Raw genomic sequence first — 21475 nt, 5'->3', positions numbered from 1 at the left:
TCAAGTAACCCTGTAAAATCCGATAATAAAAAATGAACGCAGGCACAAAGTCATGTTCATTCGTAGGAGAATCGGCAAAAAGGAAGTGCCTGATGAGACGCCAATCGGAGCATCGCATGCGCCAAGGAAGGTTTAAGATACAAATCTTGCTCCTGGGACTCCTCTCCCTTACGCTGGTGGGATCGACAGCGACGCTGACGATGGTATCGCTTCATCGCCAGAACGAGACGTTAACGAAGGCGACGCTGCGTAAAAACTTTGAGGCGGCGCGCAATCTCGCAATCTCGGCCAATACGATTAAGAACCTTATGTTCAGAGAGCTCGGCAGCACCGCGCAGTACATGAACGACGAACGACTGACGACCGGCGGGGAAAGCTCGCGACTGCTCGGCGCGCTGCTCCTCGGCAGCGGTATGTTCAACGGGGCCATGCTGATCGACGGGGAAAAGGAGGTGCTTGCCGCGACGCCCGGGTCGGGCTTCGCGGTTGGCGATCGGATAGAGGATTCGGCGAAGCTGACGTTTACGGGACGCGAGACGGATCCCGCGATGTCGGCGCCGTTCGTCGCGCCCGGCGGGCATCGGGTCGCGCTGGCTGTCTATCCAGTGACGGCAGGCTCCCTGCGGACGGCCGTCTATATCGCGGGGCTCATCGATCTGCAGCGCAGTAACGTGTTCTCCGATATGTTCGCGCATACAATTAAGAGCGATCCGGGGACTTACGCATATCTGGTCGACGGATCCGGCGAGATGATGATGAATGCGCAAGCGGACCGGACAGGGGAAGCCGTGCAGGCGGAGGCGCTTCTCGCGACGTTCCGGAGCCGGAGCGCAGACACGATTGTCCGCGGCCGGCCGGGGCCGCCGCCGGCATTGCCCGGGTCCAATGCGCCGGGCGGACCGGGCGGACCGGGCGGACCGGGCGGACCGCCTGGAACGGCCTCGGGCGCCAACGACGCGGCCGCGCCTAGGACCGCCGTTATGGCCGACGGGCGTGGCGTCGTCAGCTTCGTCGGCTTCTTGCGCGTTGGCGAGCTGGATTGGGGGATGGTCGTTCAGTCCCCCGTCTCCATTGTGAACGAAGCGAAGCGCGAGTTGCTTATGGCGCAGCTGAAATGGAGCGTGCCGCTCATCGCGGCGTTTCTGCTGCTCAGCCTATGGATGTCGCGCATGCTGACCGAGCCGTTCGCGAAGCTGACCGCTGCCGCACTCAACATCGCGGCGGGCAATCGCTTAGGCAGGCCTCCGTTCGAGAGCCACTGGAACTATGAGGCGCACCACTTGGCTCGAGCGATGATCACCGCCATGCAAGGGCTTCAACGACAAGCGGACGAGCTCGGCTTGCAGGCGCGAACCGATCATCTGACCGGACTGCTCAACCGCGCGGGGCTGGACGAGCGGCTGAAGGCAAGCGCAGTCGTCGACTCCGGTACCGGATATTCGCTTTTGGTGATCGACATCGACCATTTTAAGAACATCAATGACAGGTATGGGCATCAGACCGGAGATGACACGCTCGTTCATCTGGCCAACATCCTGAATTCCGAATGCAGAGAAACGGATCTGGTCTGTCGATTTGGAGGCGAAGAATTCGTGGCAGTCCTGCCGGGAGAAAAGCTCGAAGGCGGATCCAGGATGGCGGAGAGGATCAGGGGTAGCGTGGAAAACACCCTCAGTCCGACCGGCCGGCCGATTACGGTGTCGATCGGCATCGCCAGTTTTCCCGATCAGGGCAAAGACTTCGAGTCTACGTTCCTGCGGGCGGACGAGGCGCTCTACGAAGCGAAGCGGTCCGGACGGAACAAGACGATGGCGTCCGCGTGAGAGCATCGCCTGGACGGATGGATCGATGAACCGCAAGATTGCGTTATTGCGAGGAATGCCGATTATAGGCCCGCACCGCGAAGGCGTAGGCGACGATCAATATGCCCAAGCACCAAGCCAGCGCAACCCAGATATCGTGGCCTACCGGTTGGTTCGACAGGAGCGCGCGGATCGTTTCTACGATGGAGGTCACCGGCTGGTTCTCGGCGAAGGCGCGAACGACGGCGGGCATCGACTCGGTCGGCACGAACGCGGAGCTGATGAAGGGCAGGAAGATCAGCGGGTAGGAAAAGGCGCTTGCACCTTCGACCGTCTTGGCGGACAGTCCGGCGATGGCCGCGATCCAAGTGAGCGCCAGCGTGAACAGCACGAGGATGCCCGCTACGGCGAGCCAGGACAGGATCCCTGCCGAAGAGCGAAATCCCATCGCGAGCGCTACGAGAATGATAACGGCAATCGAAATGACGTTGGATACGACCGAGGTTAGCACATGCCCCCACAGCATCGTCGAACGCGCGATCGGCATGGAGTTGAACCGTTCGATAATGCCGCGTTGTTTATCCAAGAACAGGCGGTAGGCGACATAAGCGACCCCGCTGGCAATCGCCATCAGCAGGATGCCGGGCAGCAGGTAGTTCACGTAGTTGTCCGTACCGGTCTCAATGGCGCCGCCGAACACATAGACGAATAGCAGCATCATCGCGATCGGCGTGACGCAGACCGTGAAGATCGTGTCCACGCTGCGGAAAATATGGCGCATGGAACGTCCGAGCATCACGCTCATATCGCTAAAAAAGTGGCTTTTTGCCGTTTCCATTTAGATGGCCTCCTTTTTGCCGATGATCGCGAGGAAGATTTCTTCCAGCGTCGGCTGCTTTTCCACATACTCGACCTTAGCTTGGGGAAAACGCTTCTTGAGCTCTGCCAGCGTGCCGCCGGCAATGATCCGACCCTCGTGCAAAATGGCGATCCGGTCGGCAAGCTGCTCCGCTTCCTCCAGATACTGCGTCGTCAGGAAGATCGTCGTGCCGCTGTCTGCAAGCTCCTTGACGATCTTCCATACCTCGATGCGCGCTTCCGGATCGAGCCCTGTAGTCGGCTCGTCGAGGAAAACGATCTTCGGCTTGCCGACCAGGCTCAAGGCGATGTCGAGCCGGCGGCGCATGCCGCCCGAATACGTGGACGGCTTCCGGTCGGCGGCGTCCGTCAGGCCGAAGCGCTTCAGCAGGTCGTCCGCCACCTGGCGCGGACGATCGAGATGCCGCAGCTTGGCGATCATGATCAGGTTTTCCCGCCCGGTGAGCACCTCGTCTACCGCAGCGAACTGCCCGGTCAGGCTGATTGCATGCCGCACACGCTCGGGCTCAGAAGCGACCTCGAATCCGTTCACGAAGGCGTCGCCTCCGTCCGGCTTAAGCAGCGTGGCGAGGATGCGGACCATCGTCGTCTTGCCCGCGCCGTTCGCGCCGAGCAGGGCGAAGATCTCACCCCTCTTCACCTCCAGATCGACGCCCCTCAGAACTTCCTTGCCTTTGAAGGATTTCTTTAGGGCTTTCACTTCGATCGCCTTTTCCATCGTCGCTCTCCTCCTTTACTATTTCTTATTCGTCATCTTTTTCATGGCCTTGTTGACGGCCTTATTCGCGGATTCCTGAGCGATGTCGGCGTACGTTTTCGAGTCTTTGATCAGCTCGTCGCAGAAGGCCGCCACGTCGCTGCCCGTCACTTCAAGCACGCCCTTGCCTGACGCCGCGCCCTCTTCGAATAGATCGACGATGCCCGACAGCAATCCCGTCCCCTCGGTCAGCTCGACCGGGCCAACTTTAAAGAGGTATTTTTGAATCTCTTTGTAAACGATCTGATAATCCTGCGGGAGCGCCTTGACGCGCGCCACGTGCGCCCGCCATTCTTTTTTGCCCTCGATGATATCGCGAATGTTCATTTTGTTTTCCTCCTATTTGCCTAATTTTTTGGCTACGGTTTGGTTGAGCTGCTCGCGCCACTTGTCGCGATAAGACTTTGCCCCTTCTTCGCCGGCCAGTGCCGCGCAGAAGCCTTTGATATCGTCGCCCAGCACCTCTTGAACGCGCTGGCCTTCCGCAGCCGACTCTTCGAGCAAGCCAAGTGCGCCGTCCAAAATGGGCATCAGGTTGCGGCCGCTGAAGCTCGCGTACGACCACAGATTGGCGTTCAATTCTCCCCATGCCGCTTGATAATCGGCCGGCAGCTTTTTGGCCCGCGCTTCAAAAGCTTTCATTTCCTTTGTCATGTCGCTTCCGGTGATCTTTTCCCAAAAGTTCATTGCGATTTCTCCTTTAACTCGTTCATTTTGGATGATACGAACTCCCACTTTTCCCAGAACTTCCGGAGCTCCGCTCGGCCGTCGTCGTTGATGGCGAAAAACTTGCGCGGCGGCCCCAGTTCGGAGGGCTTCTTGGTGATCTCCACCAGCTTGTTTTTTTCAAGCCGGATCAGGATGGTGTATACCGTTCCTTCCACGACGTCCGCGAAGCCGAGGGCATTCAGCTGCCGCGTAATTTCGTAGCCGTACGTTTCATTGCGGCTAATAATTTCAAGGACACAGCCCTCAAGCACGCCTTTGAGCATTTCCGTTAAGTTTTCCAATGCAATCACCCTTCACTATTCTGTACGACTGGTATGCAGTATTACTTACTACTGCTATAAAGTAACACGTAGTAGCTAGTGCTGTCAACAGTCTTTGTTTCATGTTACTGCCCATTTATAGTGTGCGCGGATTGGTTATGCAAAAACGATCGCTTTGTCACCCGGCATCGAGCCATAAAAAAGGAGCAAGGGATAAGTCCCCTGCTCCGCAGACCGTACACTGATTACCATCTTTTCATCTCCGTAAATCGCCATGCATAGGTTTCTTTCTCGGCCTGATACATCCACTTTTCCTCAACGATTCGCGTTTTTCCATTCTTAGGCGTAACCGAGGTTTGCTCCGATACGTAAATCCTCATCATTTTAGGCGAAACCTGCTCCGTATGGTCGATCCTATAAGTTTTGCCGAACTGCTCTTTCGTACCTGCACGGTACATGCTTTTGGCAAATTGGCGCTGCTGCTTATCGATCGTACTTCCCGGTTTCAGAATATCGTCAAGCGCGCTTGAGCGGTTTTCGTTCACTGCCGCAGAAAGCTTCCGATAGTAATCCTGCAGCAAGTCATTGACATAGATCGTCCGATTCTTGGTCCGAGTAATTTTGACGGAAGAAATGGACCCTTTGTAGGCAAAGGAGAGCGCGTTAAATACGTCCCCGGTTGCCGGATCCACCAGGTACGTTGTGTAATTTGAGTTGTAATTCGCTACCATCTTGCCAGTCTTCCCCGATTTAATCAGCGAGAACACGCCGATCTCGATACGTCCCTTCGAATAATTGCCGGTAGCTTCGACCGTCTGAGTGTCCGGCAACGTCTTCAAGTAACGTTCCTTTAGCAGTTGTGCGCACTGTTCGGGGGTAAAAGGCGGATCATGCTTATCGACCATCAAATTATCGATGTATTGATCGTCCAGATAGCCATATACGTTACCCGACTCCGGATCGACCCTGAAGATCTCGCTCTCGCCGAGGGCTTCTCCCCTGTTCATATTTTTGAATACGTAGCCGCCATCCGAATACATAAAGGAATACCCGTACTCGCCATGAACGTCATTGACCTTCATTCGCACCAGCGCCAGCGCTTCATCGATGGTCAGTATATCGGGATCCCGGCTGGCATCATACTGCTGCTTCGTCATGATTGTGACCCTCAAAGAAACTACGCTCTTATCCGGCATGGTCGCTTGCACGTTAACAATACCTGCCTTTTTAGCAGTGACCGCTATTCCTACGGCACTATGTTCGGTTATTGTCAGGTACGCAGAATCGATCTTAAAAATGGCCTGACTCGCTAAGTCACCATCATCGGAGAGATAACCGCAATTTACAGAAAAAAAGGCATCGCCCAAATAAGGATCGCCTATCACTAACTTGGCACCGCTATCCGAATCAATCGAGCATCTGTCTGCCTGCTTCGTGGCTGACGCGGCAAAAGAGTTTGAATACGTATTGGGCACCACGCTCGCAATGAGCATCAGTATAAACATAAATATGAACTTTGCTTTCATCGTTTCCGACCTTCCAGTAATAGGAATGATTTTCATATTGATTCTCCCATAACCCAGCTCCCTTGTACACGGGATAAATCTTAGATGGAATGGGGGGAAGTTCCGACCACGACACCTACCGACTGCTCGTCCAAGAGCTGTTCCGTTAGATTGATCTATACGTCGACCAAGTGACTCTAAAAGCCGTAATGCCTGCAAATATACATCCTTTTCCGTCACCATCGACCGTTTCAGAGAAAATTGATGCAGATATACATCTAATTCCTTCAGTCAGTCGAAATTCCGGTCTATACTGGGCAAATACCTGCACATTTGCAGGCATTTCATTAAGCGTCGCCGGTCGGCAAAAAATACATGTATAAATGCAGGTATTCGCCTCGCCTCGCCACGCCACGCCTCGCCTCGCCAAGTCACGTCCGCCACATCCGATAGTCCTCGCCTCGCCTCTTCACATCCGCCACGACCCATCGCATCAAACAGGCCTCGGCCCGCCGGCCCAAATAAAAAAGCGCCCCGAGTCCCGCTCGGAGCGCACTGCCTTATCTATAATGGCTACTATAAATCGTTCCGCCCAAGTTCCGCCTAAGCCTTCGTATCCTGCTCAGCCAGCCTCGCGACGGCGCGCAGCGCCGCCTCAATCTCCCGCTCGACCGCCTGCGCGACGGCATCGGTGTGCGGGTCGTATTCGGCCGCGAGGTCCGCGTCCGCGTAGCCGTCGACGGCCAGGATCGCGCCCGCCCGCGCGCCGCGCAAGCTCGCGACGACGTACAACGCGGCGATCTCCATCTCGACGCCGATGGCGCCCGCCTTCTTGTACGTCTTGTGCGGAATATCCAGCGCGCCCTCGAAAAAGGCGTCGACCGTCACGGTGATGCCCCGGCCCACGACGCCGCCAAGCTCCCGCGCCGAGGCGTCGAGCGCCTCGACGATGCGGCTGTCCGCGACGGCCGGGAACCCGTCCGGCACGATCGACCGGGTCAGCCCATCGGCCCGGACGGCCGCCGTGCTGACGATCAGGCTGCCCGCCGGCGTCTGCTCCGAGTAGGAGCCGGCGGTGCCGACGCGGATCAGCGTCTTCACGCCCGCGCGGATCAGCTCCTCAAAGCAGATGGCCGCGCCCGGCGAACCGACGCCATGGCTGACGACCGCGAGGCGCACGCCTTGATAGTCGCCGACGAATGTGCGGTACTCGCGGGCGAACGCCAGCTCCCGAGCGCCTTCCAGCTTGCGCGAGATGACCTCGGCCCGGCGAGGATCGCCGCATACGATCGCGTATTCGGGAATGTCTTCGGATTGGATCTGCAATATCGGCAAGTACATCGTTAATCGAACTCCTTCTTCGTCCATTCGTCCTCGGGAATCGGTATCGACTCGCCGGAAAACCGCTCTTCCGCGAACGGATCGGCTTCGTTATGGAACCCGTTGCGTTCCCAGAAGCCCGGCCGGTCCTCGCTCATAAACTCGATGCGGCGGATCCACTTCGCGCTTTTCCAGAAGTAGCGGTGCGGTACGAGCGTGCGCAGCGGCCAGCCGTGCTTGTCGGTCAGCGGCTCCCCCGCAAAGCGGTAAGCGAGCATGACATCGTCCTTCAGCAGGTCCTCCAGCGGCACGTTCGTCTCGTAGTCCGGGTCGGCATGGAACATGACGAACTTCGCTTCCGGCTTCACGCCGAGCTGCGGCAGCAAGTCCCGGAACAGCACGCCCTCCCACTCGGTGTCGAGCTTGGACCAACGCGTCACGCAGTGGATATCCCGCACGACCTTGGTCGCGGGCATCCGCATGATCTCGTCGAACGTGAAGGAGCGCTCCTCCTCCACCTCGCCGCACACCGTCAGCCGCCACTCGTTCATATCATAGACAGGCACGTCGCCTTCGTGCAGGATCGGAAACTTCTCCGTGACGGTCTGCCCCGGGGGCACGCGATCGCGCAGCGCCGGATCGATCTTGGACGCCGCGGCCGGCACCTTCGCTTTTTTCAGACGGTCCGCTTTGTTGTGCATCTTCGGTGTGATCTCCTCTCGCGTCCGGCTTATCTGGAGCTCGAGCCGGCATTTTGAGCGTCTTTGATGAATCCCTTGTCCCGGAAAAAGAACATCGCGACAATCGTAACGACATAAGGAACCATTTGCGTAAAATGAGACGGCCACGACACGCCCTGCAGCCGGATGCTGAACGCGTCCATGAAGCCGAACAGGGCGCTTGCGCCGAGCACGCCGAGCGGCCCGGATTGGCCGAGCATCGTCGCGACGAGCGCGATGAAGCCGCGGCCCGACGTCATCCCTTCGGTGAACATCGTCACCTGGCCGAGCGACAGCTGTGCGCCGGCGAGCGCGCACAGCACGCCGCAGGCGATCATCGCGCCGTATTGGTAACGGCGGACGTGGATGCCTATCGTTCTCGCGGCAAGCGGGTTGCTGCCCGCGGCCAGGAACCGGAAGCCGTTTACCGTGCGATAGAAGTAGTACCACAGCAGTCCCGCCAGCAAGATCGACAAGTAGACGAGCGGAGAATGCCCGGAGAAAATGTCCCCCACGACCGGAATGTCCTTGATGAGCGGTATGTTCCACTTCGGCAGACCGACCATTTCCTTATCGTAGTATGCGCCCTTCACATGGAAGAGCGTCCGCAAGCTGAACGTCGTCAATCCGAGCGCCAGGAAGTTTATCGCGATGCCGACGACGATGACGTTCGCCTGCAAATGAATGCTGAGATAGGCGAAGAGCAGCGAGAACGCGCATACGCAGACGATGGCAAACAGGATGGCCAGAAATGTATTTTGAAAGTAATGGTTGCCGACAATGGCGGTGAACGAGCCGATCAGCATGAGGCCTTCGAGACCGACGTTAAACAGGCCGACGCGCGCGCAGAGCGCGCCGCCGAGCGCCGCGAGCAGGATCGGCGTCAGGATGCGAAGCGCCGAGTTGAACAAGGCCAGGTCAAACAGCTGATCCATCGACGACCGCTCCTTTCTTGCGCCGCATAAAGCCCCAGCTGAATTTGACGGTAATGAACAAAATGAGCACCGCTTGAATAACCGAGCCGATCTCGAGCGGCACATCGGTATTGAGCTCTACGCCCATGCCGCCCGTCTGAAGCGCCGCGAGGAAAAAGGCGCCGATGGCCGAGCCGATCGGGTTCCCGTTCGCGAGCAGCGCCGCCATAATGCCCGTCCAGGCGTAATCCGCCGAAGCGAACGAGCCGTCGATATAGCGATATTGCGAGCCCAGCACCTCGGCTGCGCCTGCAAGCCCGGCGAGTCCGCCGCTCGCGAACATCGTCGTCAGCATCAGCGAGGTCCGCCGCACGCCGCCGTAAACGGCAAACAACGGGTTGCCGCCCAGCATGCGCGCCTCGTACCCTTTGACCGACTTGGCCAGATAGACGTACAGGATGACGACGGCCGCGATCGCGATGATGAAGCCGGCGTGCACCGTCATGCCCTTGAACAGCTTCGGCAGCCAGACCGCGTGTTCGAGCATCTGCGTCTGGGCCATCGCGCCGGCGCCCGTCTTGTCTTTGAACGGATAGGTGACCAGATAGCCTGCGAACAACGAAGCGATATAATTGAGCAGCATCGTCGTAATGAGCAGATTCACGCGGAAACGGACGTCGAAGTAACCCGCCATCGCCGACCAAAGCCCGCCCGCGACAATGCCGCCAAGCATCGCGACGATGCAGACCAACCAGCCCGGTCCGGGCACGTGTAGGCCGATAAGCGCAGCGCTTAAGCCGCCGAACGCCATCTGCCCCTCCGCGCCGAGGTTAAAAAAGCCCGAGCGGAAAGCGACCGCAGCCCCCATGGCGACGAGGATGAGCGGCGTCGCGCGGGACAACGTGCTCGTGAAAAAGTAAAAGCTGCCGAATGCGCCCTTCCACATTTCCCTATACGTCTCCGCGATCGAGCCGCCGGCGACGAGAATGGCGATCGAGCCCGCGAGCAGGCCGATAATGATAGCGACCAGCGGACCGCGAAGCGGAAGCAGCCATGCTCCGAGTTTATTCATGACGCACTCCTCCTCCCGCCATCAGCAAGCTGAGCTTGTCCTCGCTCGCCTCGTCGACGCGCAGCTCTCCCGCGATGCTTCCTTCGTACATGACGACGATCCGGTCCGACAGCTTCAGGATTTCCGACAGCTCCGACGAGACGAGCAGAATCGCCCCGCCCTCCGCCCGCTTGCGCAGCAGCTCCTCGTGAATCGTCTCCATCGCGCCGATGTCCACGCCGCGCGTCGGCTCCGCCGCGATCAGAAAGGGCGTATTCTGCGCGAGCTCGCGCGCGACGATCAGCTTCTGCAGGTTGCCGCCGGACAAGTTCTGCGTCTTGTTGTCGAGCGAACCGGCCTTGATCGCGAAGCGCTTGACCCAATCCGAGACGAGCGTCTTCATTCCCTTGCCGCGCAGCATGCCATAACGCCCAAGCCGATTCTGGTGGCCCATGATGCCCGTCTCGGCGACGGTCGCGGCTTTGCTGGCGCCCCAGATATACCGGTCCTCGGGAATATGCGCCAGCCCCGCATCGCGAAGCGCCCGCGCGCTGCTGCCCGTCACGTCTTTGCCCAGCAGCGAGATCGTGCCCGAATCCGGCTTCATGAGACCCGCGATCGACTGGATCAGCTCCGATTGACCGTTGCCGGAGATGCCCGCCACGCCGACGATCTCGCCTTCCCGCACCGTCAGGTCAACTTGGCTTAGCAGCGGCTTGGAACCGCGTCCGCCGAGGGAGACGTCCCGGAGCTCGAGCACGTTCGCCTTGGGGTTCGCAGGCTTCTTCGCAGAAGGCGCAAGCTCGCGGCCGACCATCAGCTTGGACAACTCTTCCACGTTGGTATCGGAAGCGCTCAGCGTGCCCGTCACTTCGCCGTCGCGCAGTACCGTGATCCGGTCGGCGACGCTCATCACTTCGTTCAGCTTGTGCGTAATCAAAATAAAGCTCTTCCCCATGCCCGCCAGCTTTTTGATCGCTTCGAGCAGTTCGCCGACCTCCAGCGGGGTCAGCACGCCGGTGGGCTCATCGAGGATGATAATCTCCGCGCCTTGATGGAGAACCTTCAGAATCTCCACCCGCTGCTGCACGCCGAGCGGGCATTCGCCGACCTTGGCCCGAGGATCGACGCGGATGCCGTATGTCTTCGACAGCTCCTCCACCTGCGCGATCGCGTTTTTGCGATCGAACCGAACGGCGCCGGGCTCGCGGCCGATCACGATGTTTTCCGCCACCGTGAAGTCAGGGAACAGCATGAAGTGCTGGTGCACCATGCCGATGCCGCTGCCGATCGCATCCTTCGGATCGGCGAAGCGCGCTTCGCGCCCATTCAGCTTGATCGTGCCGGAAGTCGCCTGCTCCATGCCGTACAAAATGCGCATGAGCGTCGTCTTGCCCGCGCCGTTCTCTCCGACGACGGCATGCACTTCTCCGGCCTTCAAGTTAAAGTCGATTCCCTTGTTCGCGATGACGCTGCCGTAGCTCTTCGTGATTCGCTCCATCTCGAGCAGCATGCGAGCCCTCCTGTCTGCGGTCCTTATAAGCATAGGAAACCGGCTGCTCGAGGCAGCCGGTTATTAATGGTTATTTGTAAGTGACATTTATTGTTGCAAAGGATTTTTGACGACGATCGTGCCTGCAATAATATCATCGGAAATCTTCTTGAGCTTGTCAACATTTTCTTGACCGATCGCGTCGCTCAGCGGGAACTTGCCTTCTTTGGTGACGTTCGTCAGGCCGACGCCGCCTTCCTTGAGGCCGTAGTCGCGAACGCCGTAGGAGAAGTTGCCTTCAACGAAGTCCTTGACCGTCTCGTAGGCAACGGCGTCCGTGCCTTTGAGCTGCGAGAGGATGACTTGCTTGCCGTCGGTGTTGTCCGTATCTTGACCGGACGTGTAGAAGCCCTTTTCGCCTGCGGCTTCGAACACGCCGAGGTCGCCTGCGGCCGACATGCCGGCGATGAAGTCCGCGCCTTGCGCGTTTTGCTGCAGAGCCAGCTCCTTCGCCTTCGCAGGGTCGGTATATCCGCCTACGTAGCCGACCAGGATCTTGATGTTCGGGTTGATCGACTTGGCGCCTTGCTCGAATCCGCTCGTGTACTTGGAAAGGAGCGGGATGTCCATGGCGACGACGTTGCCGACCGTGCCGGACTTGGAAACGAGAGCGGAAGCGGCGCCGAGCAGGTACGAAGCTTCGTACTCGCGGAACGCGATGGAACGAACGTTAGGCAGATCGACGACCGTATCGATGACGGCGAATGCCTTGTCCGGGTATTCCGGCGCGATCTTCTTCAGAGCGTCTTCGACCTGGTACGTCGCCGTGATGATCAGGTCGTAGTCGCCTGCCGCCGCCGTACGGATGTTTTGCTCGATGGAAGCCGGATCCGTGGACTCAAGCGTTTTTACTGTTACGCCGAAGTCCTCGCCCGCTTTCTTGAAGCCCTCGTCCATCAGTACGAAAAACGCGTTGACGCCGATCGGCTCGGGCGTGATCAGCGCGATTTTTTTCGGTTTGCCGTCGGATGCCGCAGGAGCGGACGCGCTTCCGCTTGCCGGAGCGCTGCTGCTGGCGCTGCTGCCAGCGTTGTTGCTGTTGTTTTTATTCGATCCGCATGCCGCGAGCACACCTGCGATCAGTACGAACATCAGCATGAGCGATAATGTTTTCTTCATCTTTTTCTCTCCCCCGAAAATAGGCGCTTTTTAATTTCACATGTTAATATCCTAGAAGATCACTGGGGATTTGTCAAACCCTATTTCCAAACTATGTTCGACAATTTTCGCACAATTCATGTACTGAACGAGCGAAGCCATCCGATTAAAATCATAATCGCTCTTTTACAATTCGCGGGCGAACTTGGCGCCTTTACTACGCAGCCAATGAACAAGATCGGCAGCAGAACTGCGATGCGCCGCATCCAACGGGGTTAGTCCGTCCCACACGGATAGCCAATTCAGTTCGGCGCCTTGTTCGAAAAGGTATTCCGCCGACTGCCGCTGCCCGCCATGGCATGCGCACCAGAAGGCAACGGTAACCTTGTCCGGAGGAGATGCGCTGCTCGCTCCCCAAGGATACTTCTCAGAAAGCGCGTTTCCAGTGAAGTCGGCTTTTATCGCATCCATTTTTCCAAGCGCGGCCGCGTGCCAGAGCGCCATCGCCGCTCCGCGTTCGACAAGTCTCCGGGCTGCATGCCATTGCGCAAACGCGACTGCATCGTCCAGCGGCGTGCCGCCGGCAATCACTGCGCCTGACGCCTCGATATCGGCGCCGGCATCAAGAAGCGCGTCAAGCAATGCTATGTCATCGGAGCTCGCAGCCCAATGCAGCGGCGTCTCGGTGTTCGAACCCGTGAAACGAGCGTTCACCTCCGCACCGAACTCGATTAGCACGCCAACGGCAGCCGAGCCGTTCGGGAAATGACCGGGCCAGTCGGCAACCACATGCAGCAGTGTCCGGGATTTACTGCCGCTGTCGGACTCGCCCGTATGGTCTCTTTCGGCAATTCTTGTTCTTGCCAACCCCGGATTCTCGATCAGCAGTTGCTTCAAATACAAGATATCGCCGGCTTGGATCGCTTGGACGACGGTTTTTGCCAGTGTTTCATCTTCGTAAATGAATTCCATATCCCAACCTCCTCCTCCTACCGGATTAAGAATCGCAAGCCTTGAACGGGAAATTAAAGAGGGTCGCAACAGCCTGCTCAACGGCAATCTGTCACGGCCCTCAACCCCACGTGCTTCGACACGGCCTTACGCCTACTCCTCTTCCCCTGTCGCGATCGGATTCTCGCTGTACGAAATCCAATCGCTCCAGCTCCCAGCGTACAGCCTCACGTTCGTGTAGCCCGCCTCCTGCAGCGCCAGCACGTTCGGCGTGGCGGTGACGCCGGAGCCGCAGTAGACGATGAGCCGCGCGTCCGGCGCCAGCCCTGCGAATCGCGCGGCTTGGGCGTTCTCGTCGCGCCAGCCGCCCTGCTCGTCCAGCGCGTCTTTCCAGAAGCGGTTGATCGCGCCCGGAATATGGCCTGCGGCCTTGTCGAGCGGCTCGACCTCGCCGCGGTAGCGCGCCGGCTCCCGCGAATCGATCAGCGTCGCCTGGTCCGTGCCGAGCAGCTCGCGCACGTCGTCCACCTCGGCGAGCATGCTGTGCCGCACCTCGGCCAGGAACGACGCGGGAATGCGCACCTGCTGCTCCGCATTCACCGGAAAGCCGGCCTCGCGCCAGGCCGTGAAGCCTTGATCAAGCACGAAGACCTGGTCGTGCCCGAGATACTTCAGCAGCCACCACAGCCGCGAAGCCATCGCGCCGCCCTGATCGTCATAGGCGATGACGCGCGACGCGTTGCCGATGCCGACGCGGCTGAAGGTGCCGGTTAGCTGCGCGGCGTCCGGTAGCGGATGGCGTCCGCCTTGTCCGTCGGCTTCGACCGGCGCGGACAGATCCTTTTCGAGATCGAGGTAGACCGCTCCTGGGATATGGGACGCCTCGTAAGCCTCGCGGCCGGCGTTCTCCTGGCCCTTGCCCATCTGGAAACGGCAGTCGACGATGACCAGGTCCGGTTCGTAGAGACGGGCCAGCAGCCATTTGAGCGATACGATATGATTCAAGGAACAACGCCTTCTTTCCGATAGGGGTATACAGGCATTATACCGGATCGGGCGGGGCCGCAGAAAGGGCGAGCCCAGGGCGCGCATGCCGCCAGGACGCTTGGACGGACGACGCGTTCGCGATTAGGTGACGCGCGATCCCTCCGCGAAGGCAACGTCAGGCGCAGCCTGCTTCGTTCAGCCTAAGCCGCGAGCCGCGCCGCAGCGCTTGCAGCCTTGCGGCTTGCCGCCGCAGCGGCGGCCGCCACAGCGAGCAGCAGCAGCGCGAAGCCTGCCAGCACCCACCGCGACTCGTCGCCGCCCAGCGCGTCCAGGCTCCAGCCGACGAGCTTCGGCAGCACCGCGCCGCCAAGAAGGCCGCATGCGATGAGCAGGCTGGTCGTGCGCTCCGTCATGCCGGGCGCATAGCGGTTCGCGAAGACGAGCGCGATCGCGAACATGCCGCTCATCGCGAGGCCCGCGACGGCCGCCAGCACGAACATCGGCGCGGCGCCGCCGAAAAAGCCCATCATGATGAAGGCAAGGGCGGCAATGCCGCACATCGACAGCAGATAAGAAGTGTTGCCGATCCTGTCGGCCAGATGTCCGGCGAACAGCCGGCCGATCGTCATGGCGCCCCAGAACACGCCGAGCGCCAGCGCCGCGGTCGCCTCCGTGATGCCGCCCTCCTGGACGAGCAGCGTCGGCAGGTAGTGGGCGTAGCTCATCTCGAAGCCCACATATAGGAAGAAAAACGCGGTGCTCGCGATCAGCACCCAGCGCGCCGGTCCCGTGCCGAGCAGCGGGAGCCGGACGGGCGCCGGCTGCCGTTTGCCGTGCGTTCCGGCCTGCGCAGCGCCAACTGGCGCAGCATCCAGGATCGTCGGCCAGAAGATGGCCCACAGGATGACGGTCGCCGCCGCCAGCGCGCCGACGACGCCGAACGCGAGCCGCCACCGGTCGATATCGATGAGCAGCGCCCCGACGAGCGGCATGATCTGCGCGCCCAGGCCGAACGACACCTCCACGCGGCTCATCGCCACGTTCGCCCGCTCGCCTGCGGAAGCGATAATAAACGAACCTACGACCGCCTCCGTAATTCCGAATCCAAAGCCCGCGACCGGTCCCAGGACAAGCATCGCGCCCCAGGGCGGCGCCAGCGTATATACGATTTCTGCCGCAGCGCTCATCGCAATCGCGCCCAGCAGCAGCGTACGCCTGCCCAACTTGCGCATGAGCCAAGGCGCGAAGAGCGTCCCCGCGAGGCCGCCGAGAAATTGATTCATGACGAGCTGACCGCCGTCCCCATAGCGCACGCCGTACGCGCCGACCATCGGTTCCATCACCGCGCCGACTACGAGCTGGCCGAGGCCGACCGTCAGATAAGCCAGACATCCTAACCAAATAAGCCGAATCATGAAAAACAAACTCCTTCCGACCCGCCGTCCGGCGGATCCTCTCCGTCGAGCCCCTCCATCATAGCACGGCGTCCGCGCGAAGGTCATGACGCATTTGGCTGTTCCTGTCGCCGATTTTGATCGCCGATGCGTCTTCAAACCCTGTCCCGTCCAAGCATTGCCCCTTATAATAGAGACCGGACAGCTTCTCGGAGCAACGATCAGACAGCTAGGGGGACCGCTGACGATGAGCAAGCCGCAATTCCATATTTGGCCTATGTCCGAGACGGACGCCGCAGCCATATGCGAATGGCGCTACCCCGCGCCTTACGAACAGTTCCGCTGGCCGTCCTGGCACGCCATGACCCGCAGCGGCAAGGAGTTCGGAGACCCGGAGATCCGCAGGCGGCAGTACGTTTCTATATGCGACGAAAACAGCGCGCTCGTGGGGTATGCACAGTTTTTTCCGATGGAGGGTGTCGTGCGTCTCGGGATGGGCATGCGCCCCGACCGGTGCGGACAAGGCGGCGGCGCCGATTTTGCCCGCGCGATCGCGTTGGAAGCCGGACGCCGTTATCCCGGCGCGCAGATCGACCTGGAGGTCGAGACTTGGAATACGAGGGCGGTGCGGGCCTATGAAAAAGCGGGCTTCAAATGTACGGATCGATATTCGCGCCAATCGACCCAAGGAGAGGTCAACGTCTACTGCATGGTTTTCGGCGGATAAGCCGTCGCATAGAAAAACCCGCGCATCCACCGATGCCGCGGGTTTTTTTCGTTCTAGTCGAACAGGTCGCCGAAGACGTCCAGCACGCTTTTTTTCTTCTTTTTCTTATAGTAATCGCTGTTGTGCTTGCCATAAGGCTGCTGGTGCGAATCGTAGGACTGCTGAGGCGGGTAATTCGACTGCTGGGCGTAACGCTTGCGGTCGTCATCGTCGTCGTCCCTGTAGTGCCATTCGTTATACTCCTTGCGCACTTCCCGTACGTCGGTCATCAGCTTGTCCAACTCTCCTCGGTCCAGCCAGACCCCTTTACAGCTTGGGCAAACATCGATCATAATCCCGTTTTTCTCCACTTCGCGCATGCGCGAATCCTCGCAAATCGGACAATTCAATTTGATCTGCCTCCTTTGCCTGTTTTCAACTACTACGGATGAATGCGCTGCCGGTTGCAGATCGCTGTGCGCCGCCTTTTTTTATTCACAAAAACATGTCTTCAACCTCTAACAGTTTGGTTGGAGATTGTCGATAAACCTATTACCATGTCGCTGAAGGGCCCTCTTCCGCCAGGACTAGAAATCTATAGAACATTCGGGGTGCGAACCATATGAAAAACTCTACGCTAATCGGACTTGTGCTCGGCTTCGCCTCATTGATCATCGGTATGATCCTGAAGGGCGCGCCGCTGGGATCGCTGATTAGCAATCCCGCTGCATACGTTATTATCGTCGCAGGCACGATCGCTTCCGTCTGCATGGCTTTCCCGATGCGCGACCTCGCGAAGGTCCCCAAGCTGTTCAAGCTCATTTTCTCCGAGCCCCAACTTCTCTCCCGCCAGGAAGTCATCGGCATGTTCGTCGATTGGGCCTCGATCACCCGCCGCGAAGGCCTCCTGGCGCTCGAAGCCCGCGTCGAAGAGATCGAAGACCCCTTCCTCAAAAGCGGGATGCGCATGATCATCGACGGCAACGATCAAGACTTCGTGCATGACGTGCTGCTCGAGGACATCGCGGCTACCGAGGATCGTCATAAATCCGGCGCCCTGATCTTCTCCCAGGCGGGCATGTACGCGCCGACGCTCGGCGTACTCGGGGCCGTCGTCGGCCTCATCGCCGCACTCGGTCACCTTGAGGATATGGGCGAGCTCGCTCACGCCGTCGCCGGCGCGTTCGTCGCGACCGTTCTTGGTATTTTTACCGGTTACGTCCTCTGGCATCCGATCGCCAACAAGCTCAAGCGCTTATCCAAGCGTGAAGTGCAGCTCAAGCTGATGATGGTCGAAGGCTTGCTCTCCATCCAATCCGGCGTATCGACGACGGCGATCCAGCAAAAGCTGTCCGTCTTCCTGACGCCGACCGAACGTCTGGCCATGGCCGAGAAGGAGGATTCGGACCGTGAGCAAAAAGCATCGGCATGAAGAACACGAGGAGCACGCGGACGAATCCTGGCTCCTCCCTTATTCGGATCTCATGACGCTGCTGCTCGCGCTGTTCATCGTGCTGTACGCGGCGAGCTCGGTCAACGTGTCCAAGCTCGAGGAGCTTAGCCAGGCGTTCAAGACCGCTTTCTCCTCCGGTATCAGCATCCTGGACAAGTCCGCCGCCATCGATAGCGATACGGATGACATGGGCAAGCGGCAGCGCGATCAACCAGCCGACACGAACAAGGAACGCGAAGCGCTGACCCGTACGGAGCAGAGCGCACGCCAGACGCTAGCCAAGCAGGAGCAGGAGAATCTCGAGAAGCTGAAAAAGCAGCTCGACCAATATATTAAAAAGGGCGGCTTGTCGAGCCAGCTCGAGACGAATCTGAACCAATCCCAGCTCATGATCACGATCCGGGACAACGCGCTTTTCCCGTCCGGCACCGCCAACGTGAAGCCTGAATCCCGCAAGCTGGCCGTCGCGATCGGCAACATGCTGAAGGCTTATCCCGACTACGAGATCATCGTATCGGGACATACCGACAACCAGCCGATCAACACGTTCGAGTTCGCCTCCAACTGGGAGCTCAGCTCCAAGCGCGCGATCAACTTTATGAAGATCTTGCTGGAGAACCAGGCGTTCGACCCGCGCAAGTTCAGCGCGATCGGCTATGGCGAATACCGGCCGCTCGACTCGAACGACACCGATGCCGGCCGATCCAAAAACCGCCGCGTCGAAGTCTCGATCCTCCGCAAATACACCGACAACACGACGGAGAGCATGAAGCTGGACGCTATCGCGCACGAAGCCTCCGCCATCAACGTCAACTAACTGCTTAAGACCCCTTCAGTCTTCGGACGGAAGGGGTTTTTTATGTATGCGAAGTAGATGGGCCGCCCGGGTGACGCGGGATTGGCAGCAGCATGAGGATAACCCGCGCTATGAAGCAGCCGATTGGGCGCGGCGGGGTCGATCAACCGGGCAGCCGGTGCTGGAGAGAAGGCGATGAGGCGGAACACGGCCGATTCGCGGCCAACTACTTCTGTACAGAAGGCGATGCGGCGGAACGCAGCCGATTTGCGGCCAACTACTTCTGTACAGAAGGCGATGAGGCAGTATGGAGCCGATTTGCGGCCAACTACTTCTGTACAGAAGGCGATGGGGCGATACGCAGCCGATCGTGCGTCAACTACTTCTGTACAGAAGGCGATGTGGCGATACGCAGCCGATTCGCGGCCAACTACTTCTGTACAGAAGGCGATGAGGCGGTATGCGGCCGATCGTGCGTCAACTACTTCTGTACAGAAGGCGATGTGGCGATACGCAGCCGATCGTGCGTCAACTACTTCTGTACAGAAGGCGATGTGGCGATACGCAGCCGATCGTGCGTCAACTACTTCTGTACAGAAGGCGATGCAGCTACAGCCGGGCACGAGCGCCATCGCCTCATGGAGGCGGTGACGCTGACTGCGCCGCCCTTCTCCGAGGCGCTCAGTCCGCTTGCGCCTTGGCTTCCGCCTCGGGCACTGCCGCGGCCCCCGAGCGCTGCAGCCCTGCGCTCTCCTCCCATCTCCGCAGCAGGCCCGCCAGCTCCGCCCAGGTCACCGCCCTGCCGGCAGCCGGCGCCGGTGCCTGCACCAATCCGCGCGCGAGCAGCCACTGCAGCTCGGTCCCGTCCGCCGCGCTCCCTCCCGTACGAAGCTCATCCTGCGCTCCGCCGCCAGCTCTTTTTTCCATACCGCCGACGCCATTCGCACTCATATTCATCCGGCTCTCTCCTCCTTTGCCTGCCCACTCCAGCATTCGCCGCCAGATCGCGACCGTGCCGCTGCCGTCCCTGCGCGCCGGGTGGATGACGCCGTCCAGATCCTCCCAATACGTCCACTTCCGATAGATGGCGGGTCGCCCATCGACGCTCTCGGCCGGCTCATCACCGTGAACGAACCGCTCGGGAGAGGCGTATCGCGCAAGCCGCAGCATATGCGCCTCTACGGCCTGCTCAATCGCATCTGCCTGGGAGCCCGCCGCACGGCTCCCTCCCGCCCACTCCAGGCCAGCGCCGCCGGTCCCCCAACCCAGGCCTTCTACGCCTCTCCCCCGCCAGGCATTCGTCTCCTGCACGGCGTGGCAGAACGCCAGATCCCCGCGCAAGCCATGCCGCTCGCCCGCCGCAAGATAACGCTCGGCCAGGTCCGGCGCCTCGGGATTGCGCCGCGCGACATAGCCATGCATCTCCTCAGCCGTGCAGCGCGCAACGCCGAGTATCGGCGTCTTGCCCGCCGGCGTCAGATCGGTCGCCTGCCGGAATCGCTCCGTCCATCCCCGTTTCCTCAATTTGCATGCCTCCTCCTCCGCTCCCTGCCAGGGCGGGCTCGTCTACATGTTATGTATATTCGCGTCCAACCGCTCATTTGAACTTCTTTTGCACTCTGTTACAATAAAAATCAGTTATACCCACACCCTTGTACAATATGTGAATAACTCTGTGGAAAAGCCCGAAGTTATCCACATAACTATACACACCATGTTAACAACGAATGCATGTTCGCGGGATGATTGAGAGGAGAACACGGTACGTGACGGAAGACGAGAAGTGGATGCTGGAAGCGATCAAGCAAGCGGAGAGGGCGGAAGAACTGGGCGAAGTGCCCATCGGCGCGGTCGTCGTCAAGGAAGGGCGTATCGTAGGAGCGGGGTACAACCTGCGGGAGACGAGCCTGGATCCGACGTCGCATGCGGAGATGGTCGCCATACGGCAAGCAAGCGACTCGCTGGGCGCCTGGCGCCTGCTGGGCTGCACGCTGTACGTGACGCTCGAGCCGTGCCCGATGTGCGCCGGCGCGATTCTCCAATCCCGCGTCGAGCGGGTCGTGTACGGCGCTCCGGATCCGAAGGCGGGCTGCGTAGGCACGCTGATGGATCTGCTGCAGGACGCTCGCTTCAATCATCGGGCCGAATGGACCTCCGGCGTGCTTCAGGAGCCGTGCGCAGACTTGCTCAGGCATTTTTTCAGGCGGCTGCGATCAAGAAAGTGAAGGCGGCGGCTCCCCGTCGGACTTGGCTTCGATCTTCTTCAGGCTCTGTCCTTCCATATGCATGCGCTGCAGCTGGACGATGAGGCGGTCCGCCTCTTCGCTGACTGCGACGATCTCCGGGTCGGTCAGCTTGTCCAACTGGGCGGCCATCTCGCACAGCCTGCGCTGGAGCTGCTCGAGACGATTGATTAACGGGTGGGGATCCAATGGTTCAGCCCCCTTTCTGTGGTAATCGCTAAGATGCATGAGCAGCCTTGCAACCGTGCGAATGAGTATACTTATTATAAATGAAGAAGTTTTCGATTAATGTTGAATAATGTCGAGCAAAACGAGTTAATTTCTCTCATTTTTTGACAACCATTTTCTTTCAAATTTCG

The 21475-nt window shown here is 59.5% G+C and carries 23 protein-coding genes; 5 read left to right on the top strand and 18 right to left on the bottom strand.

Features of this window, described 5'->3' with window-relative positions; genetic code table 11:
- Window positions 1-92: 92 nt before the first annotated feature.
- On the top strand, window positions 93-1823 hold the full coding sequence (locus ACFOTD_RS23940) for a GGDEF domain-containing protein (protein WP_378122461.1): 1731 nt from the start codon (window positions 93-95) through the stop codon (window positions 1821-1823).
- Between the two features lie 43 nt (window positions 1824-1866).
- On the opposite strand, the gene ACFOTD_RS23935 is transcribed toward ACFOTD_RS23940, so the two are convergent.
- The 15 genes from ACFOTD_RS23935 to ACFOTD_RS23865 form a co-directional block, all read right to left on the bottom strand.
- A complete protein-coding gene (locus ACFOTD_RS23935; RefSeq protein ID WP_378122459.1) occupies window positions 1867-2640 on the bottom strand; it encodes an ABC transporter permease in 774 nt (257 codons plus the stop codon).
- Window positions 2641-3399: an ABC transporter ATP-binding protein gene (locus ACFOTD_RS23930; RefSeq protein WP_378122458.1), complete on the bottom strand. Its 759-nt coding sequence runs from the start codon at window positions 3397-3399 to the stop codon at window positions 2641-2643.
- Window positions 3400-3417: 18 nt separating this feature from the next.
- Window positions 3418-3765: a DUF1048 domain-containing protein gene (locus ACFOTD_RS23925; RefSeq protein WP_378122457.1), complete on the bottom strand. Its 348-nt coding sequence runs from the start codon at window positions 3763-3765 to the stop codon at window positions 3418-3420.
- A 12-nt stretch (window positions 3766-3777) separates the two neighbouring features.
- Window positions 3778-4125 carry a DUF1048 domain-containing protein gene (locus ACFOTD_RS23920; RefSeq protein ID WP_378122456.1) on the bottom strand — a complete coding sequence of 116 codons (348 nt, stop codon included), beginning with the start codon at window positions 4123-4125 and terminating at the stop codon, window positions 3778-3780.
- The gene (locus tag ACFOTD_RS23915; protein ID WP_378122493.1) at window positions 4122-4430 is read right to left on the bottom strand and encodes a PadR family transcriptional regulator; all 309 of its coding nucleotides are present in this window, start codon (window positions 4428-4430) and stop codon (window positions 4122-4124) included. The genes ACFOTD_RS23920 and ACFOTD_RS23915 overlap by 4 nt, the downstream gene beginning before the upstream one ends.
- A gap of 242 nt (window positions 4431-4672) precedes the next feature.
- Window positions 4673-5989, bottom strand: coding sequence for a TcaA NTF2-like domain-containing protein (locus tag ACFOTD_RS23910; protein ID WP_378122455.1), 1317 nt, complete (start codon window positions 5987-5989; stop codon window positions 4673-4675).
- A gap of 546 nt (window positions 5990-6535) precedes the next feature.
- The gene (locus tag ACFOTD_RS23905; RefSeq protein WP_378122454.1) at window positions 6536-7273 is read right to left on the bottom strand and encodes a nucleoside phosphorylase; all 738 of its coding nucleotides are present in this window, start codon (window positions 7271-7273) and stop codon (window positions 6536-6538) included.
- A 2-nt stretch (window positions 7274-7275) separates the two neighbouring features.
- Window positions 7276-7953: a sulfite oxidase-like oxidoreductase gene (locus ACFOTD_RS23900; RefSeq protein ID WP_378122453.1), complete on the bottom strand. Its 678-nt coding sequence runs from the start codon at window positions 7951-7953 to the stop codon at window positions 7276-7278.
- Between the two features lie 29 nt (window positions 7954-7982).
- Complete coding sequence (locus tag ACFOTD_RS23895) at window positions 7983-8906, bottom strand: ABC transporter permease (RefSeq protein WP_378122451.1); 924 nt, start codon at window positions 8904-8906, stop codon at window positions 7983-7985.
- Entirely contained in the window at window positions 8890-9957 is a 1068-nt protein-coding gene (locus tag ACFOTD_RS23890; RefSeq protein ID WP_378122450.1) for an ABC transporter permease, read from the bottom strand. Before ACFOTD_RS23890 ends, ACFOTD_RS23895 begins: the two co-directional genes overlap by 17 nt.
- Complete coding sequence (locus tag ACFOTD_RS23885) at window positions 9950-11449, bottom strand: ABC transporter ATP-binding protein (RefSeq protein WP_378122449.1); 1500 nt, start codon at window positions 11447-11449, stop codon at window positions 9950-9952. The genes ACFOTD_RS23890 and ACFOTD_RS23885 overlap by 8 nt, the downstream gene beginning before the upstream one ends.
- A gap of 87 nt (window positions 11450-11536) precedes the next feature.
- On the bottom strand, window positions 11537-12607 hold the full coding sequence (locus ACFOTD_RS23880) for a BMP family lipoprotein (protein ID WP_378122448.1): 1071 nt from the start codon (window positions 12605-12607) through the stop codon (window positions 11537-11539).
- Between the two features lie 165 nt (window positions 12608-12772).
- Complete coding sequence (locus ACFOTD_RS23875; protein ID WP_378122447.1) at window positions 12773-13558, bottom strand: ankyrin repeat domain-containing protein; 786 nt, start codon at window positions 13556-13558, stop codon at window positions 12773-12775.
- 132 nt (window positions 13559-13690) lie between these two features.
- A complete protein-coding gene (locus tag ACFOTD_RS23870) occupies window positions 13691-14542 on the bottom strand; it encodes a sulfurtransferase (protein ID WP_378122446.1) in 852 nt (283 codons plus the stop codon).
- 182 nt (window positions 14543-14724) lie between these two features.
- A complete protein-coding gene (locus ACFOTD_RS23865) occupies window positions 14725-15939 on the bottom strand; it encodes an MFS transporter (protein WP_378122445.1) in 1215 nt (404 codons plus the stop codon).
- Between the two features lie 226 nt (window positions 15940-16165).
- Here ACFOTD_RS23865 and ACFOTD_RS23860 point away from each other — a divergent pair, with 226 nt between their 5' ends.
- Window positions 16166-16645 (top strand): GNAT family N-acetyltransferase, encoded by a 480-nt coding sequence (locus ACFOTD_RS23860; RefSeq protein ID WP_378122444.1) that lies wholly within the window; start codon window positions 16166-16168, stop codon window positions 16643-16645.
- Window positions 16646-16698: 53 nt separating this feature from the next.
- Here the strand turns inward: ACFOTD_RS23860 and ACFOTD_RS23855 are convergent, their stop codons facing one another.
- Entirely contained in the window at window positions 16699-17034 is a 336-nt protein-coding gene (locus ACFOTD_RS23855) for a TFIIB-type zinc ribbon-containing protein (RefSeq protein WP_378122443.1), read from the bottom strand.
- Between the two features lie 212 nt (window positions 17035-17246).
- Here ACFOTD_RS23855 and motA point away from each other — a divergent pair, with 212 nt between their 5' ends.
- A complete protein-coding gene (motA, locus tag ACFOTD_RS23850) occupies window positions 17247-18056 on the top strand; it encodes a flagellar motor stator protein MotA (protein ID WP_378122442.1) in 810 nt (269 codons plus the stop codon).
- Window positions 18034-18894 (top strand): flagellar motor protein MotB, encoded by an 861-nt coding sequence (locus ACFOTD_RS23845; protein WP_378122440.1) that lies wholly within the window; start codon window positions 18034-18036, stop codon window positions 18892-18894. Before motA ends, ACFOTD_RS23845 begins: the two co-directional genes overlap by 23 nt.
- A 660-nt stretch (window positions 18895-19554) precedes the next feature.
- Here ACFOTD_RS23845 and ACFOTD_RS23840 read toward each other — a convergent pair.
- Complete coding sequence (locus ACFOTD_RS23840) at window positions 19555-20397, bottom strand: hypothetical protein (RefSeq protein WP_378122439.1); 843 nt, start codon at window positions 20395-20397, stop codon at window positions 19555-19557.
- A 242-nt stretch (window positions 20398-20639) separates the two neighbouring features.
- Between ACFOTD_RS23840 and tadA the strand changes: the two genes are divergently transcribed.
- Complete coding sequence (tadA, locus tag ACFOTD_RS23835; protein ID WP_378122438.1) at window positions 20640-21098, top strand: tRNA adenosine(34) deaminase TadA; 459 nt, start codon at window positions 20640-20642, stop codon at window positions 21096-21098.
- Here the strand turns inward: tadA and ACFOTD_RS23830 are convergent.
- Window positions 21087-21305, bottom strand: a complete 219-nt coding sequence (locus ACFOTD_RS23830; protein ID WP_378122437.1) for a Spo0E family sporulation regulatory protein-aspartic acid phosphatase — start codon at window positions 21303-21305, stop codon at window positions 21087-21089. The genes tadA and ACFOTD_RS23830 overlap by 12 nt on opposite strands.
- Window positions 21306-21475 lie beyond the last annotated feature (170 nt).

The organism is Cohnella sp. GCM10012308, from assembly GCF_042649185.1.
Taxonomy (GTDB): Bacteria; Bacillota; Bacilli; order Paenibacillales; family Paenibacillaceae; genus Cohnella.
This window is presented reverse-complemented; position numbering and strand designations above follow the sequence as displayed.